Source organism: Bradyrhizobium sp. UFLA05-112 (assembly GCF_053572325.1).
On sequence record NZ_JBANBK010000009.1, the window covers coordinates 71205 to 87955 of the forward strand.

Sequence of the window (16751 nt, forward strand, 5' to 3'; positions counted from 1 at the left end):
TTGTTGTATAGTCACGCGACGGGGCTGCGTTCGCAACGGAGGTCCTCATGAAAGTCAGGGACGTGATGCACAAGGGCGTCGATTGGGTCAGCCCCGACACCCCGATCACCGAGATCGCGAAGTTGATGCAAGGGCACGACATCGGTTGCATTCCGATCGGTGAAGACGACCATCTGATCGGGATGGTGACCGATCGCGACATCGTCTGCAAAGGCCTTGCAATCAAGGACTTCAACGCCGCGCGCATGACAGCGCGGGACGTGATGACCGAAGGCATCCATTGCTGCCGGGAAGACGACGATCTGGCGAAGGCCGTGCATCACATGGAGACGCTGAAGATCCGCAGGCTGCCCGTGATCAACAGGAGCAAGCGGATGGTCGGCATGATCAGCCTGGGTGATGTCGGCCAATCCGCCACCACCGATCTGTTGACCCAATGCGTCAAGGGCGTGTCGGCCCATCACCATTGAGGCAACGCCGGCTCGGCCGGAGGGACGTCGATGGCTCCGTGCCCAAACGGCGCGGGCAAGGGAGGACATGATGGCGTGGCGCGACGACAAGGCCCGGGCGACCCTGATCCACGATGCGGCAGGAAGCATTCAGCCGGGCAAGAGCCCTCGGGCCTTTGCCGAGCTTCTGTTCGGCTACACCAATCTCGAGGACCTCGCCAATTACGATGCCTCCTCGCTGGCCCTGCTCGCGGAGCAAGCCTGGGAGCATGTGCAGCGACGCACGGCTGGCAGTGCCGATATCCGCGTCGTCAATCCGGCGATGCCGGACGGGCGCGAGATTTCCGTACTCGAAATTCTCAACGACAACATGCCCTTCCTGTTCGACTCCACCATGGCGGAGCTCACCGAGCAGGGCATCGAGGTCACCCTCGTCGCTCACCCGATCATCGCGGTGGAGCGCGATGACCAGGGCAAGCTCCTGCGTTTCTACGGTGAAGCATTGCCGGAAGGGGCAAGGGGCGCGCGCGAGAGCCTGATTCATCTCCACATCACCCGCCTGGATGCCGAGGCCGACCAGCAGAAGCTGATCGTCGGCCTCACCCGGACGTTGAACGACGTGCGCGCCTGCGTCACCGACTGGCGAGCCATGCGGGACCGCGTCGAGCAAGCGATCAAGACGTTCACGTCCAACCCGCCGCCGCTCCCAATCGACGAGGTCGCCGAGGCCAACCAATTCCTGCAATGGCTGTGTGCCGACAATTTCACGTTTCTGGGCGTGCGCGAATATCGCTTCTCGCCCGACAGCGATGCGTCGGATGACATCACGACTGGCGAAGGCCTCGGCATCCTGAGCGACCCCGATGCGAAGGTCCTGCGCCGCGGCAACGAAATGGTGGTGATGACGTCGGAGATTCGCGAGTTCATGCGCGAGCCTACCCTGCTCATCGTCATCAAGGCCAATGTCAGCAGCCGCGTCCATCGCCGCATCCGGATGGACTATGTCGGGATCAAGCTCTACACGCCCGACGGCCGGCTCGAGGGCGAGTTGCGCGTCGTCGGCCTGTTCACCTCGGGCGCCTATACGCGCTCCGTCCGACAGATCCCTTATGTTCGCCACAAGGTGTCGCGGGTGCTCCAACGCGCCGGCTTCGATCCGAGCGGCCATTCGGGCAAGGCGTTCATGCACATTCTCGAAGAGTATCCGCGTGACGAGCTGTTCCAGATCGACGTCGACACGCTCTACGATTTCGTCATGGAGATCCTGATCCTCTATGAGCGCCCCCGCGTCCGGGCGCTGGCTCGGGTCGACAAGTTCGATAGATTCGTCTCGATCCTGGTCTTCATTCCGCGCGACAAATACGACACCGACGTGCGCACGCGCGTCGCCAATTTCCTGGCGCAGGCCTACCGGGGGACCCTGTCGGCCTCCTACGTGTCCTTCCCCGAAGGCGCATTGGCGCGGGTCCACTACATCATCGGGCGCTATGAAGCGAAGACTCCCGCCGTCGAGCGCGCTACGCTGGAAGCCGGCATCAGCGCCATTGCCGCAACCTGGGCTGACAAGCTGAAGGCCGCGCTGACTGCGTCAACCGATGGCATGCGGGCGCGCATGCTCGCCAATCGCTATGCGCAGGCCTTTAGCGGCGGCTATGCCGAGGTATTCACGGCGGAACAATCGGTCGCCGACATCGCGACCATCGAAAGGCTGACGGCAGCCCGCCCGGTAACGATTTCGGTTCACCGCTTCGAGGGCAAGGACGATCCCAGGCGCTTCGGCCTGAAGGTGTTTTCGGACGCCGCGCCGCTGTCGCTGTCCTATCGGGTGCCGGTGATCGAAAATCACGGCCTGCGCGTGGTCAACGAGCGCACCTATCAGATCGTGCCCGGTAACAGGCCCGAACCGGTCTGGCTACACGACATGACGATCGAAACCAGCGACGGCAAGCCGATCGAGATCAGTCCGGAATTGAGCCATCGCCTGGAAGCATCGATCATGGCCGTTGTCAGCGATCGCGCTGAATCCGACGGATACAACGCCCTGATCGTGCGCACAGCCCTGGGCTGGCGGGAAGTCTCGAGTATCCGGGCACTGTCTCGCTATTTGCACCAGATTCGCGCTCCGTTCAGCCAGGACTATATGTGGGAGACCTTGCGCAAGAACGCCGCGATCACCGCCAACCTCGTCGCGCTGTTCCAGGCCCGCCTCGATCCGCGCCTCACCCTGACGGAGGCCGAGCGTGCGGCGCGCGAGACGACCCTGCTCGCAGAGATCGAGGAGCAGCTCAAATCCGTCGCCTCGCTCGATGAAGACCGCATCCTGCGTCGGTTCACCAATCTGGTGCAGTCGATCATCCGCACCAATTTGTGGCAGGTCGGCCAGGACGGACATCCGCGTCCGGTGATCTCATTCAAGTTCGACGCGCGCGGGATCGAGGACCTGCCGGCGCCGCGACCGCTGTACGAGATTTTCGTGCATTCACCCCGTGTCGAAGGCATTCACTTGCGCTTCGGCAAGGTTGCGCGGGGGGGACTGCGCTGGTCCGACCGGCCGCAGGATTTCCGCACCGAGATCCTGGGCCTTGTAAAGGCGCAGCAGGTCAAGAACGCCGTGATCGTGCCGGTCGGGGCCAAAGGCGGCTTCGTGCCCAAGCGCCTGCCCTCCCCCTCCAACCGCGACCACTTTATGGCCGAAGGCACGGAAGCCTATCGCATCTTCGTTCGCTCTCTGCTCGAACTGACGGACAACCTCGACGGCGACGACATCGTGCCGCCCGACTCGACCGTGCGGCATAACGGCGACGATCCCTATCTGGTCGTCGCCGCCGACAAGGGCACCGCCACCTTCTCCGATATCGCCAACGCGATCTCGGCCGAGAAGAATCATTGGCTCGGCGACGCCTTCGCCTCCGGTGGCAGCCAGGGCTACGACCACAAGAAGATGGGGATCACGGCGCGCGGCGCCTGGGAGGCGGTCAAGCGCCACTTCCGCGAGCTCGGCACCGACATTCAGACCATGCCATTCACCGTCGCCGGCGTCGGCGACATGTCCGGCGACGTCTTCGGCAACGGCATGCTGCTCTCGCCGGCGACGAAGCTCGTGGCGGCTTTCGATCACCGCGACATCTTCATCGATCCTTCGCCCGATCCGGCGACCAGCTTCGCCGAGCGCCAGCGCCTGTTCGACCTGCCGCGATCGAGCTGGCAGGACTACAACAAGTCGCTGATCTCGCAAGGCGGCGGTGTGTTCCCGCGCTCACTGAAGGCGATCCCGCTCGCACCGGAAGTGCGCGCCCTGCTCGATCTCGACAAGCCGCAGGCGACGCCTTTCGAAGTGATGACGGCAATCCTGAAAGCGCGCACGGACCTCCTTTGGTTTGGCGGCATCGGCACTTATATCCGCTCGTCCTCGGAAAGCGACGATCAGGCCGGCGACCGCGCCAATGATCCGATCCGCATCACCGGCACTGAGGTCCGCGCCCGGGTGATCGGCGAAGGCGCCAACCTCGGCGTCACCCAGCGCGGCCGCATCGAAGCGGCGCAGAAGGGCATCAAGCTCAACACCGACGCCATCGACAATTCGGCCGGCGTGAACACCTCCGACGTCGAGGTCAATATCAAGATTGCGCTGGCGCGCCCCGAGCGCGAGGGGCGCCTCAGCCCCGCCGACCGCAACAGCCTGCTTGCAGCGATGACCGACGAGGTCGGCGAACTGGTGCTGCGCAACAACTATCTGCAGACGCTGGCGCTCTCACTCGCAGAACGCAAGGGCGTGGCCGAGACCGGCTTCCTCACACGCCTGATGCAATCGCTCGAGCAGCGCGGTCTGCTCAGCCGCGCCGTGGAGTTCTTGCCGGACGATGCGGCGATCACCGAACGGGTGAGGCGCGGGCAGTCCCTGACACGGCCCGAACTTGCCGTGTTGCTCGCCTACGCCAAGCTGACGCTTTACGATGACCTGCTCGTGACCAGCGTGCCTGATGATCCCTATCTTGCCCGCGAACTGTCCCAGTATTTTCCGAGCGAGGTCCAGGACAAATTCCCGACAGCGGTCGAATTCCACCGCCTGCGACGGGAGATCATCGCGACCAGCCTCGCCAATGCCGTCATCAACCGCGGCGGCCCGGCATGCATGGTGCGCCTGATCGACGAGACCGATGCCGATATCCCTACCATCGTCATGGCCTATGTGGCGGTGGATGAATCCTACGGGCTCCAATGGCTCAATGACGCGATCGACAAGCTCGACGCCTGCATCGACGGGCAGTTGCAGCTGTCGCTCTACGCGACGATCCAGGACCTTCTGTTGTCCCGCATGGTCTGGTACGTGCGCAATGTCGATTTCAGGGATGGCCTGGAGGCGGTGATCGCACGTTTCGGGCCGGGCATCCGCGAGACCACGGCCTCCCTCGACAACTCGCTGCCGCCGGACTTGCAGGCCGTGCGCAGCAAGCGTCGGCAGGACCTCACTGAGGCCGGTGTCCCGGCCAGCCTTGCCAGCGAGCTCGCCGACCTCGACGCCCTGGTCGCGGCACCCGATATCGTGACGGTCGCCGAACGCACCAGCCGCGCCATCGGGGATGCCGCCGCGACCTTCTTCGCTGCGGAAGCCAATTTCCGTCTCGATCGCATCATCGCCGCCGCCCGCAGCGTCCCGGCCAACGATTATTTCGAACGCCTCGCCATCGACCGCGCCGTCGACCAGATCGCAGCGGCCGAAAGGCGACTGGCTGCGGATATGCTGGCGACCGGCCAGTCCGGCAAGCAAGCCGTCGAGATCTGGCTCACGGCTCACCCCGAAGCGACGCGCACCCGCCGCTCGGTCGAGGAGATCGCCGCCAGCGGCCTGACGCTCGCCAAGCTGACGGTGGCTGCGAACCTGCTGGGAGATCTGGTCAAGGGCTGACGCGCGCCCGCAAACGGAGGGACCCCATGATCCATGCGACTTGCCATACCGCCGACAACGTCGTCTGTCTCGAGTTCGATGCCACGCCCTGGTTCAGCGAGGCCGACGCTCCGAGCATCATCGATCTCGCCCGGCGCGAATGGACGAGTGCCGCAATTGCCGAGTCACTCGAACGCCGACGAGGATACGAAGGCTTGCATGACCTCATGGAATATGCGGCCAAGCGACTTCAAGAGGAGTCCCTGGAGGACCCGACCTGGGAAACCTTCGAGTGTGTCGTCGACGGACCGGACGCCATGGCATGGCTCGAGAAGAACCGGCCTGAAATTGTGGCACGAATTCCGCGTCGACGTCAGCGATAAGGTTTATCGGCTCTGATCGAAGCGGAACCGGGCTCGCCCTTTTCTCGCCGCCATCATCATTCACGGAGCTAGCGGAGCGGGGCAAACGGTGGGCAGTGTTCCCGAAGGTTCCGTGTGATCGTCCGACATCTTCTGCAACATGAAACTCACGTGTCGCGCCGCGCGCTCCTGCGAGGGTTCGCGTCCTTTGGCATCCTCGCACTCGGCGGATGCACGGGCTTGGGCGCGACGGGCGCTCGCTATGACGCGTCGTCGCTTTCCGTTGACCCCACTCTGCTCGTCACCACCACGCGCAAGCCCGTGAACGGCGGTCGCACGAAACCCTGGTTCGGGCCGGAGCGCGCGACCACAATGACGGTCGCACGGGCAAAGCTGGTGGCGCCGGACGAGAGCCGTCTTTCTCTCGCCGCGGTCGGACTTGGCGATTGGCGCCTTGACCGGGTCGAACCGGTGTCGGCCGACGCTGGCGATCTCCTTGCGCAGGCCGGCGGGGGAGGAGACGTGCTGATCTACGTGCACGGCTTCAAGCAGACATTCGAGACGGCGGCGCTCGATGCCGCCCATCTCTCCGATGGGATCAAGTTCCGCGGCCGGACCATGGTGTTCTCCTGGCCCTCCAAGGCAGGACTGTTCGACTATGCCTATGACCGCGACAGCGCGATGTGGTCGCGCGACGATTTTGAGCGCGTGCTCTCGTCCATCGTGTCGGCCCCAACCGGCGGCCGCGTGCACATCGTTGCGCACAGCATGGGGACCATGCTGACGCTCGAAAGCCTGCGTCAGCTCTATGCGCGATACGGCGATACGGTGACCAGCAAGATCGGCGCGATCGTGTTTGCCGCACCCGATATCGACATGGACGTGTTCTCGTCGGCGATCCAGCGCATGGGTCCGCTTGCCGGCAAGATCACCGTGATTGCCGCAACGAACGATCGCGCACTGGCGCTGTCGGGGCAAATCGCCGGCGGAATGACACGGGTCGGCGCCGCCGAGAAGGCCGCCATCGAGCGGCTTGGCGTGCGCGTGATCGACGCCTCGGACGCGGGCTGGGGTATCATCAACCACGATCTGTTTCTGTCGAACGCCGACGTGCAGCGGGTAATCCGTCGCTCGATCGACGGTACGGCCGCCTGAGAGCGCGCCTGCCGCTCCGCCTTTGGGCGAAAACACCTTGCAAGATGAACCACAGCGCAGCGTCGCACTCGGCTGCGCCGCTTGTGTCGCGGCCGGCTCGTCGCTCGACCGTCATCCCGTCCGCGCGATCCCATGCTATCATGCTGCGCGGAAATCCATCGGGAGCCTCGGTTGCAGCGCCAGCAGTTCAAAATCGTCATCCAGACGGGCGAGCCGGTCTGGACGCCGGCGCGCGAGGCGCTGTGGCGACGCATTGGGCAGCATGATTTCGAGCCCGACACGCCGCTGAACTTCACCCGGCGCCTCGCGCGCGACCACGGCTGGAGCGTGCAGGAAGCTCGCGCGGCCGTCGAGGCCTATCGCCGCTTCTGCTTTCTCGCCGTCGTCTCGCCGACGCCGGTCACGCCGAGCGAGATCGTCGACGAGGTCTGGCACCAGCATCTCGTCTATTCGCGCGACTATTGGACGATCTGGTGCGCCGAGAGGTTACAGGCCCCGCTGCACCATGATCCCACTCCCGGCGGGCCCGAGGCTCAGGTGACCTATCGCCGGCAATATGCCGAGACGCTCGCGCTGCATGAGCGCGTGTTCGGGCCGCCGAGCGCGGGGCTGTGGCCGGCGACACATCTGCGCTTCGGGCGCCAACGCTATCATGTGACGGACCGCCGCCGCTGGCTTATCATCCCCAGACCGATCGCATGGATTCGCGATCGATTGATGAGGACGAACAGATGACGTGGAATCCGCTGGACTGGACGGCTGGTCCCTTCCTGACTCTCTATCTGACCAGCGCAGCCATCATCTTCCTGCTGGGTTACCATTTCAGGTCGACGATCGGTCCCGCCGCGAACGCGACGCGCCAATTGAACGCGCTGGAGCTGGCCTATCTCGCCGGCGGCGCACGGCGCCTCGGCGATGTGATCCTGCTCAGCCTAACGTCGGGGCACGGCGCCACCATCGCCCAGAACGGTCGCACGATCACCGTCACCGACCAGACGCCGCTGACGACGATCGTGCGCAGGCCGGCATCGCTCGATATCCAGCCGGACATGTCGCGCCAGCAGTTCCAGACGGCGGTCAGGCCGATCGTCCAGCAGATTCAGGGGCGCCTGCAACAGCTCGGCTACACCCCGACCGACGCGCAGATGACGTCCTTCCATATGACGGTCCTCCCTTTCGTCGTGCTTCTTCTGGGTCTCGGAGCCATCAAGGCCGCCGTCGGCGCAGAGCGGCACCACCCGGTGGGGATCCTGATTGTCCTGCTCGTCGCCACAGTGATCGGGGGCATCATGCTGGCGAAGCGCCCCATACGGACGCGAGCCGGCCAAGAGGCCCTCGCAAGCTATCAGACCTCCAACGCGCGAGCCTCGCGCGCGCCGCGCGATCACGAGCTGCTGCTCGCCGTGGCGCTCTCGGGTGCCGTCGTCCTGTCGGGGACGCCCTACGCCCCCGTCTATGCCGCCTCGCAGACGATGAGCAGCAGTGGTGGCGATGGTGGCGGCGGCTGCGGTGGGGGCGGCGGAGGTGGCGGTGGATGCGGCGGCTGCAGTTGAGGGGGCGGCCGGAAAGCAAAACATCGAAAACAACCCCATGCAAAGTAGCCGGCGATTTGCCGCCGTGAGGCTTATGCACTCGGCTAAGTCATTTGAACATCAAACGAATCACGCGATTTCGGATAGAGCCTCAAGGAACGAAGTACCTTACGACCTCCTCCTGATGCACCCAACGCAACGGGCAGGTCATCGATCACGTCGCGCCACCTCCCGTTGGCGCTGGCGATCTCCGCGCGCTGAAGGCCCGCCATAACCGAAAGAAGATGGAACCCGGGAACACGTGATGCGTTACGACGACGCGGATGAGAAGGCCGCGTTGGAAGGTGACGAGATCCAGGCATCGCTGCCGGGATTCTCGCGATAGCTGCGCCACCTTCCGCATCATCGACCGGCATGGGCGCACCTCGGTGAAGGAGGGCTGCATGTCAAATGGCGTCGGTTCGAGATCTAGCATCCGGGAATCAGCCACCGGCCGGCAGGACGAAAAACGTACCGGATGGAGCTGGTGGTACCTGCTCCTCCTCATTCAATTCGTCGCCGTTCTCTGGCCGCCGTTCTACAACATGGCCGAGCCTGAGCTCATCGGCATCCCATTCTTCTACTGGTACCAGCTTCTCTGGGTCATCGTTGGAGCCATCCTGACCGCGATCGTCTATTTCGCGACGGAGGAATAGTCCGGTCGCGGGTGCAATCACGCGAGGGGAAACAATAACGCGGGAGGGCCAATCGGGAGGAATGCCGTGCAGGACGTCAACTGGACTGCCTTGATCATCTTCCTGGTGCTGTTTGCCCTGATCACGTGGCTCGGCTTCGCCGCGGCGCATTGGCGCAAGGGCGATCTCGATCAGTTGCACGAATGGGGGCTTGGCGGACGTCGCTTCGGCACGATCGTCACCTGGTTCCTGATCGGCGGCGACCTCTACACGGCCTACACCTTCATCGCCGTTCCGGCGCTGGCTTTCGGGGCCGGTGCGGTCGCCTTCTTTGCCGTCCCGTATACGATCATCGCGTATCCCATCCTCTTCCTGGTTTTTCCGCGGCTTTGGTACGTCTGCCACCGGCACAACTACATCACGGCCGCCGACTTCGTCCGCGGGCGCTTCGGCAATCGCTGGCTTGCACTGGCGATGGCGGTCACCGGCATCGTCGCGACATTGCCCTATATTGCGCTCCAGCTTGTCGGGCTTCAGGTCGTGATCGGAGGAATGGGCGTTTCCGGCGAGGGCTATAGTGGCGACCTGCCGTTGCTGTTCGCGTTCATCATCCTCGCCGCCTTCACCTATTCGAGCGGACTGCGGGCCCCCGCGTCAATCGCCATCGTCAAGGACATCCTGATCTACATCACGGCGTTCGCCACCATCGTCCTCGTTCCCATACAGCTAGGCGGCTTTGAGAAGATCTTCGCAGCCGTACCGGATTCGAAACTGCTGCTGGCTACGCCCGGCGCCAACACGACCGGCGCGTACGGCGCCTACGCGACGCTGGCGCTCGGATCGGCACTGGCGCTCTTCCTTTACCCTCATTCGATCACGGGCATCCTGAGCGCCAGCAGCGGACACGCCGTCAGGCGCAACGCGGCACTTTTGCCGGCCTATTCATTCATGCTTGGCCTGCTAGCGCTGGTCGGCTTCTTCGCCATTGCCGCAGGGGTCGGCAATCTTCCCGAATACGCGACCGGCTTCAAACAGTTCGGCAACAACTTTGCGGTGCCGGCCCTGTTCCTGCACAGCTTCCCGTCATGGTTCGTCGGCATCGCCTTTGCAGCCATCGGCATCGGAGCGCTCGTACCGGCCGCGATCATGTCGATCGCTGCCGCCAATCTCTACACGCGCAACATTCACCGCGAATTCATCAATGACGCGCCCACCGACAAGCAGGAAGCGCAGATGGCAAAGTTGGTGTCGCTCATCGTCAAGTTCGGCGCGCTGGCCTTCATCGTGTTCGTGCCGTCGAAATTTGCGATCTATCTGCAGCTCCTCGGTGGAATCTGGATCATCCAGACGCTGCCTGCCGTGATGCTCGGCGTCTACACGCGATGGTTCAACGATTGGGCACTCTTCGTCGGATGGGCCGCGGGAATTGTTGCCGGGACCGCGATGTTCGTCGCCGCGAACCTTACCCCGACCTATGCTCTTGCGGTAGGCGACTTCAGCTTTCCCGGCTATTCGGCGCTGTACGCCGTGGTTCTCAACCTCGTTCTGACACTCGTCCTCACGCCGCTGTTCAATCTCGTCAGCCGCACCTCGACCGATGAGACTCTCGCGACCGAGTATAGGGCGCCGTTGCGAACCTGAGAAAGATCGCAAGACGGAAAAGTGCACTGCGCACACCGATGCCGGATCACGTCACACGCTATGCCCGGCCCTTGATCTCATAGTGACCCGGCACGCATTTGTAGCGTTCGATCCGCCAGTTCGAATGATACAGCGGATGTTCACCCATCCACTTCGCAAGCGGCGCCTGCGCCCCCTTCATGCAGTCCTGAAACGTGATGTCGGGCGTCATGCTGCTGTCGGTCACGATCTCCTCGACGCAACTGCCCGCGGCGGCGCCGCCGAGGTGACAGAGAATTGCAACGACGGTCACGAACATTGCATCGCATCCCTTCCGGTTCGCCGGGCCGGCTGCGTGCACGATTGCAGCGTCCTCGCCCTTCAGCGGGGCCGATCTTACCGAGGGCTATCGACGCGTCATCCTACTTAGGTCCTGATCGTACTTTGGTCCTGATGCGGCTCCCTAGCCGCCCCGGACTACATATCGTTGTGCTCGATCAATTCAGGCTGGTTCCGCCGGGACAGAGAATCGGCTCTATTTGCATTGGAGACGAGTATGGCTCGAAATGGCTTGGTGCCGATGGCCGGCGTACGTGCGGCTCATCGGAGTGCGGCTCACAGAATCGTCTATCTGATCGTCGACAACGTCGTGGGATGGCCCGGCCGCGCACGCCTGAAGCTCGAGGTCGAACGATCCGATCTCGAAACCATGATCGCCAGCCTTGTCGACGGTCACTTCAATGATCCGGTCCGCATCATTGCCTTCGACCCGAACGCCCACTTGTCGAAGGACATCTCGAGAGAGCTCGCGGAGGAAATCCAGACACGTTGCGACATCGATGCCGTGCCGGTGCCGGAGCACATCCAGCGCTTCGTCAGATGCCACATGACCGCTCCCGCAGCGATCGCTCATTGATCTCGGCGCAGGGATGTCACGAATCGTCTTATCCGGCGAACAGCGTCCAGATCGCCAAGAACTGCAGTCAGCAGCTTAGCGAGGTCTTTGCGAACCAATTCCTGGCGCAATTAGTTCTTGGCGTTCCGCGTCTTGCTCGCTCCTCTGAGCGGGACCGCCGGTGATGGAGCCGGATTGTCCCAGCCCGCCATCTGCAGACAGGTGAGCAGATCGACATAACTTTGTATTCCCCCTTGCGAAGCCTCGCCTTCGCAAGTGTCACGCATCGGAGCAGGAACGGTCAGCCAGGTCTTACTCAGCTGTTGCTGTGCGAGTGTCTCGTCACGCATGCATTCGCCGGCGTCCTGCGCCAGGGCGAGCCCCGACGCCTTGTCGTCGGCAGAAACGTCCCTGCAAAGAGCTTCCACGTTCAGGATGGGCACGCGGTCTGAAATCAGGACCGCAGGGTGGCCAAGAAGCGATAATGCCAGCAGCGCTGCTTTCATCGGATCCTCCCCTTTTGAATTGGATTGGACGGGGCAGCTCGCGGAAACTTAGACCTGATTTATTTCCGGCTGGCTTCGTCTGGCCGAGAAAGGGTTTCGCTCTTGGGGCGTGCGCAATCTTGCCCGTGCGCCCTCCTCGCGACGCTTACGGTAATGGCGCAGAACAGCGCTTGAAATTGCTAGCAGAAATGGCGCGCCACGGCCGATAAAGATGGGCACTACTGCTTCGCCGCGGCGCTATGATGCTGCGGCCGCCAAGACGATCCAGACAGCGGCGCCTCTCCGGCGGCGACAGCCTTCAAGAAATTGAATTTGGGCTCGTAGGGGTCACGCATCTAGCGATGCGTGGCACGGCTCCACACAACCTTCAAGCTGGGAACGATTCGGACGTCCGACCTTCAGCATTTGACCCGCATGCTTAATCCAAAATTGAGCATAACATCTCCATCCCAACCGAGCGCATTTTCAGAATCGTAATCCCCGTTAGGTCATTCTACCTGCGCGAGCGTGCCGGGAGAGCGATGCATGAGTGCGGTGCTGGACATCTATGACGAGCAGCGGCCCGGCGCCGAGCGCCAGTTGCGCCACCGGCTCGAATTGCCGGCCGAACGAATGACGGCCCGCGACCTGATCCGCTGCCGCATCGAGGCGGACCTGGCCATCCATAATGCCGTTGAACGCGCGCGCCTTGACGGGACGATCGCCGCCCAGGACGCCGACCGCGACGCGCGCAACAAATGGCTGGTCGCGCCCGGCGGGGTCGAGCGAGCGTTGAACGGCCCGCGCGCATATGGTCCGGGTGTCAAACGCCTGCGCCCGATCAAGAGCGAAACCTTGATCGCGGTCGCGCTCAAGGCGTTCGCGAGCAACGGCTTCTTCATGATCTTCGACGGCCGTCAGATCGTCGACCTCGACGAGGTTCTGACCGTCAAGGAGGACAGCGCCGTGACCTTCCTGCGGCTCGTGCCGCTGGTCGGCGGCTGAGGATTTCAACGCACGTTAGAGTTTGAAGGAGCATGATGCATGGCGCTGCTCGACTTGTTCACCACCACGAAGGTCCGTACCCTCGAGGATTGGTCGCCGGATGTCCCTCGCTCGCGCATCGACATGAACGCGCTGATCGCCGACATGCGGCGGTCGGGCGTCGCAGCGCTCGATGCCTTTCTGGCCGAGTGCCTCGACACCGATCGCAGTTCCCATGATATCGACTACTGTCGGCCGGCGCAGATCGTCGGCGAGCTACCCACGAGCGACCGGCTGCGGTTCGTCGCACGCGCGGCGCAGACCTCGGCGGTCATCACGTATATCAACGCGACATCGCCTGAAACGATTCAAGCGGCCAAAGCCAAGATCTGGGCGACCCTGCTCGATCGCGCCGTTTGGTCAATCGAGAACTCGAAGATCCAGCTCGACGATGAGGCAGTTGCCGCTTTGGCGCGCGCCGCACGCATCCACTTACCGGTGCCTGGGACGTGTCATCCCATGCACCTTGCCAAGTTCCTTGTTGGCTGCACGCCCGAGCCGATGAGCCACGCGCAGCGACGAGCACTCGCCGAGGCCGCCGACGCGATCGATGGCTTTGCGTGGGAGTCCCATCGTTATGGCATCGCCTTCAACGCCGTCGAGCCCTTGTATCAACGGCTCGGGCGCAATTTTTCCGAAAGCGCCCTTTTTCAGCGCGAGGAGCGGGCAAAGGATACGTCGCGCCTGGCCGTCGCCCATGTTTGCGAGGAGACAAGTCCAACGCTCAAGGCATTGATCGAGGCGCTCTGCGAGAGAGCCCCGCAAGAGGTGCAGAAGTCTCTCGCAGCGGAGATATTGGCTTTTTCCCCACCCGCGAAGGGGGAAGCACTTGCCATGATTGTCGAGGTAGATCGCCGCAAGGAGGCGCTGGTAGCAGGAAAAGTCGCGAAATTCCCTCCTTACAGCGAGTATTCGAGTATCACAGGCATTGGCAACATTTCCTGCAACTTATCGGGTCCAATTCCGGATCTGGTCGGTCAGCTTCTCAGGACCAAGGTCGTCGCCGGCGACGCGGCGGCTGCCGCGTTGCTCATCGCGATGCCAACCGCAAACGTGATGCAGGACCTTCGGGTCATCAACATTGCGATTGCGACGATGAAGGCGGAACCCGCGCCGCAAACCAGACAGGCCGCCGTCGCATGTCTTGCGTGGATCGCGAAGCACGACGGGGTTTGGGCGGCCGACAAGTCTTTTCGCGCCCAGGCTGCGCACCGCCTCAAGGCCGCGCTCGACAACACCGGCGCCGCAGCGGGCGCCAAGGCTACAGCCGAGGGGCCGTTGCCGCCGCGCCCCATACTGAACGGATGGGCCAACGCCGTTGCATTCGAAAAGGAGCTGACGACCTACTACGGCAATCTCAACGACTTGCGAAAATGTGCGCCGCAGGAGTTCGCCTTCATCGAGGACTATCTGAAGGGACCTGAGCAACCCACAACGCGATTTAAGGTCACGGAGGGGATGACACAGGAAGGGTTTGCCGAAGAGTGGGCGATAAGCCACTGGCATACGAACAGACGCCAGTTCCCAGAAGCGCTCATGGAGCGGATGCGAAAGGCCGCACAGGCGCCCGCGGAATTTCATGCGGCGTGGAAGGCGCTGCATGGTCACGCCTACGAACTCGAGGGCAAGAGCGCGCCGTCGGACAAGTGGATGAAGGCCGCGCGCCCGTCTATCGCGAGCTTGAGTCCGGAGCAGCGGACCGCGTTTCTGACCACGGTGCTCGACATCCTCACGCCGGCGATGGGATTTCCGACCGACAATCTGGCACGCGCGGTCGTCTACCTCTCGGCCGACTGTGCAGCCGATGCTGTCGGACCGTTCCTGACACGCTACGCGCAGAACGTTTGCTTCGATGCCGTTCCCGGCTGGGGCATGCGCAACGAGCGCCTCGGCAACGCCTGCCTGTGGGCCTTGATCCACCTCAAGGAGGGTGGCGGCGTGCCTTATCTGGCCCGGCTGCTGACGCGCATAAAATATCCGAAGGTGAAAAAGCGTATCGAGGCGGCGCTGAACGAAGCGGCGGCCGAAGCGGGCATCGCCCGCAGCGAGCTCGACGAGCTGTCGATCCCGACGCATGACCTTAACGCGCGCGGCGCCGCCGAGATCGCGGTCGGTGAAGGCGCGGCGCTGCTGGCGATCGCGGGCACGGCCTCGATCGACGTGACGTGGCGCGCGGCGAACGGGAAAGTGTCCAAATCCGTCCCGGCCGCGCTCAAGGAGCACAAGGACGCGATCAAGTCGGTCAAGGCGCTTGCCAAGGAGATCGAGGCTGATCTGGCCGTTCAGCCTCCACGCCTGCAACGCTTGTGGCTCGATGACCGGCGCTGGACGGCCGAGATCTGGCGGCAGCGTTACGCGGAGCATCCCTTGCTCGGCGCGCTGAGCCGCCGGTTGATCTGGAACGTGCACCACGGAGACGGCCGGGTCGCTGCCATATGGTCAGATGACGGCATGACCGACGTGAGCGGCAAGCCGGTTTCGATCGACGGCGCGGAGATCACGCTCTGGCATCCGATCGGCTGTGCGGTCGAGGAGGTGATGGCATGGCGGGAGAAGCTCCGTGCACTGGATATCACGCAGCCGTTCAAGCAGGCGCACCGGGAAGTGTATCTCGTCACCGACGCCGAACGGCGTACCGGCGCCTACTCGAACCGCTTTGCCGGGCACATCGTCAAGCAGCACCAGCTCATGGCGCTGGCGCGCCTCAATGGCTGGATGATCACGCATCGTATCTGGGCCGACAGGCCCAACGACGAGCCGACGCACATCGTGCTGCCGCGGCAGGGTCTCGTCGCGGAATTCTGGACGGCGGGCGCCGGCGGCGATGATCCCGAGGTCAGCGAGTCGCAGGCTTATCTCTATCTGACGACCGATCAGCTCCGCTTCTACCGGATCGCAGATCCCGCCAAGCCGGTCGTCGCATCGGCGCGCGGCCCGGAAAGGGGAGCAGTCGTCAATATCGAGGACGTCCCGCCGCTCGCATTGTCCGAGGTGATGCGCCATTGCGACCTGTTCGTCGGCGTCGCCTCCGTCGCGAACGACCCCTATTGGGCCGATGGCGGCCAAGCCGCGGAACATCCCAACCAGTGGCGCCGCACGGTCGGCACCGCGTACTGGCGGAGGCAGGCTTTCGGCGATCTCAGCGCGATGGCCGAGACGCGCCTTGCTCTGTTGACGGCGCTTCTGCCGAGTCTAGCCATCGGCAAGGTCTCCCGCATCGTCGACGGCAAATATCTGCGCGTCGAGGGCAAGCGGCGCGCCTACAAGATTCATCTTGGCTCCGGCAGCATCCTCATGGAGCCGAACGACCGGTATCTGTGCATCGTCCCGGCGTCGGCGGCGTGGGCCGGGGCCGAGGTGCGCCTGCCGTTCGAGGGCGACAACATGCTGTCGATCATCCTGTCAAAGGCGGCCATGCTCGCCGACGATGACAAGATCACCGACGCCAGCATCCTGAGCCAGCTCGAACGGTGAACGCGGACGGCAGGTTTTGAGTGACCGGCTTTGCTGCGAAATGGCGCGCCCGGAACGATTCGAACGTCCGACCCTCAGATTCGTAGTCTGATGCTCTATCCAGCTGAGCTACGGGCGCGTGTTTCGCAAACAGCTGTGCGGGCGAGGCCCGCACGCAGCCTCCGGACGGAGCCGGA

13 protein-coding genes and 1 tRNA gene are annotated in these 16751 nt (G+C 63.5%); 11 read left to right on the forward strand and 3 right to left on the reverse strand.

Annotated elements, in window-relative coordinates; translation table 11 throughout:
• Positions 1 to 47 precede the first annotated feature (47 nt).
• The 8 genes from SO180_RS07630 (at position 48) to mctP (ending at position 10698) form a co-directional block, all read left to right on the forward strand.
• Positions 48 to 470, forward strand: coding sequence for a CBS domain-containing protein (locus tag SO180_RS07630; RefSeq protein WP_449378198.1), 423 nt, complete (start codon positions 48 to 50; stop codon positions 468 to 470).
• Positions 471 to 540: 70 nt separating this feature from the next.
• Positions 541 to 5355 (forward strand): NAD-glutamate dehydrogenase, encoded by a 4815-nt coding sequence (locus SO180_RS07635; RefSeq protein ID WP_449378199.1) that lies wholly within the window; start codon positions 541 to 543, stop codon positions 5353 to 5355.
• Positions 5356 to 5381: 26 nt separating this feature from the next.
• Positions 5382 to 5717, forward strand: coding sequence for a hypothetical protein (locus SO180_RS07640; protein ID WP_449378200.1), 336 nt, complete (start codon positions 5382 to 5384; stop codon positions 5715 to 5717).
• Positions 5718 to 5831: 114 nt separating this feature from the next.
• Entirely contained in the window at positions 5832 to 6851 is a 1020-nt protein-coding gene (locus tag SO180_RS07645) for an alpha/beta hydrolase (protein WP_449378201.1), read from the forward strand.
• Between the two features lie 171 nt (positions 6852 to 7022).
• Positions 7023 to 7586 carry a glycine-rich domain-containing protein gene (locus SO180_RS07650; RefSeq protein WP_449378202.1) on the forward strand — a complete coding sequence of 188 codons (564 nt, stop codon included), beginning with the start codon at positions 7023 to 7025 and terminating at the stop codon, positions 7584 to 7586.
• Positions 7583 to 8404 (forward strand): TIGR04222 domain-containing membrane protein, encoded by an 822-nt coding sequence (locus SO180_RS07655; protein ID WP_449378203.1) that lies wholly within the window; start codon positions 7583 to 7585, stop codon positions 8402 to 8404. The genes SO180_RS07650 and SO180_RS07655 overlap by 4 nt, the downstream gene beginning before the upstream one ends.
• Positions 8405 to 8826: 422 nt before the next feature.
• A complete protein-coding gene (locus SO180_RS07660; protein WP_449378204.1) occupies positions 8827 to 9078 on the forward strand; it encodes a DUF3311 domain-containing protein in 252 nt (83 codons plus the stop codon).
• A gap of 66 nt (positions 9079 to 9144) precedes the next feature.
• Entirely contained in the window at positions 9145 to 10698 is a 1554-nt protein-coding gene (mctP, locus tag SO180_RS07665; RefSeq protein ID WP_449378205.1) for a monocarboxylate uptake permease MctP, read from the forward strand.
• Positions 10699 to 10756: 58 nt separating this feature from the next.
• Here the strand turns inward: mctP and SO180_RS07670 are convergent, their stop codons facing one another.
• Complete coding sequence (locus SO180_RS07670; RefSeq protein WP_449378206.1) at positions 10757 to 10996, reverse strand: hypothetical protein; 240 nt, start codon at positions 10994 to 10996, stop codon at positions 10757 to 10759.
• A gap of 237 nt (positions 10997 to 11233) precedes the next feature.
• On the opposite strand from SO180_RS07670, the gene SO180_RS07675 reads away from it, so the two are divergent.
• Complete coding sequence (locus SO180_RS07675; RefSeq protein WP_449378207.1) at positions 11234 to 11593, forward strand: hypothetical protein; 360 nt, start codon at positions 11234 to 11236, stop codon at positions 11591 to 11593.
• Positions 11594 to 11703: 110 nt separating this feature from the next.
• On the opposite strand, the gene SO180_RS07680 is transcribed toward SO180_RS07675, so the two are convergent.
• Positions 11704 to 12078, reverse strand: a complete 375-nt coding sequence (locus SO180_RS07680; protein WP_449378208.1) for a hypothetical protein — start codon at positions 12076 to 12078, stop codon at positions 11704 to 11706.
• A gap of 525 nt (positions 12079 to 12603) precedes the next feature.
• Here SO180_RS07680 and SO180_RS07685 point away from each other — a divergent pair.
• Positions 12604 to 13062 carry a hypothetical protein gene (locus tag SO180_RS07685; RefSeq protein WP_449378209.1) on the forward strand — a complete coding sequence of 153 codons (459 nt, stop codon included), beginning with the start codon at positions 12604 to 12606 and terminating at the stop codon, positions 13060 to 13062.
• A 39-nt stretch (positions 13063 to 13101) separates the two neighbouring features.
• A complete protein-coding gene (locus SO180_RS07690; RefSeq protein WP_449378210.1) occupies positions 13102 to 16575 on the forward strand; it encodes a DUF4132 domain-containing protein in 3474 nt (1157 codons plus the stop codon).
• Between the two features lie 41 nt (positions 16576 to 16616).
• On the opposite strand, the gene SO180_RS07695 is transcribed toward SO180_RS07690, so the two are convergent.
• Positions 16617 to 16693: transfer RNA gene (locus tag SO180_RS07695), tRNA-Arg, on the reverse strand.
• Positions 16694 to 16751: the final 58 nt, after the last annotated feature.

Bases quoted from the DNA above. Each gene is read 5' to 3' on its own strand.
- SO180_RS07630 (WP_449378198.1), top strand. From the start codon at position 48: ATGAAAGTCAGGGACGTGATGCACAAGGGCGTCGATTGGGTCAGCCCC.
- SO180_RS07635 (WP_449378199.1), top strand. From the start codon at position 541: ATGGCGTGGCGCGACGACAAGGCCCGGGCGACCCTGATCCACGATGCG.
- SO180_RS07640 (WP_449378200.1), top strand. From the start codon at position 5,382: ATGATCCATGCGACTTGCCATACCGCCGACAACGTCGTCTGTCTCGAG.
- SO180_RS07655 (WP_449378203.1), top strand. From the start codon at position 7,583: ATGACGTGGAATCCGCTGGACTGGACGGCTGGTCCCTTCCTGACTCTC.
- SO180_RS07660 (WP_449378204.1), top strand. From the start codon at position 8,827: ATGTCAAATGGCGTCGGTTCGAGATCTAGCATCCGGGAATCAGCCACC.
- SO180_RS07670 (WP_449378206.1), bottom strand. From the start codon at position 10,996: ATGTTCGTGACCGTCGTTGCAATTCTCTGTCACCTCGGCGGCGCCGCC.
- SO180_RS07675 (WP_449378207.1), top strand. From the start codon at position 11,234: ATGGCTCGAAATGGCTTGGTGCCGATGGCCGGCGTACGTGCGGCTCAT.
- SO180_RS07680 (WP_449378208.1), bottom strand. From the start codon at position 12,078: ATGAAAGCAGCGCTGCTGGCATTATCGCTTCTTGGCCACCCTGCGGTC.
- SO180_RS07685 (WP_449378209.1), top strand. From the start codon at position 12,604: ATGAGTGCGGTGCTGGACATCTATGACGAGCAGCGGCCCGGCGCCGAG.
- SO180_RS07690 (WP_449378210.1), top strand. From the start codon at position 13,102: ATGGCGCTGCTCGACTTGTTCACCACCACGAAGGTCCGTACCCTCGAG.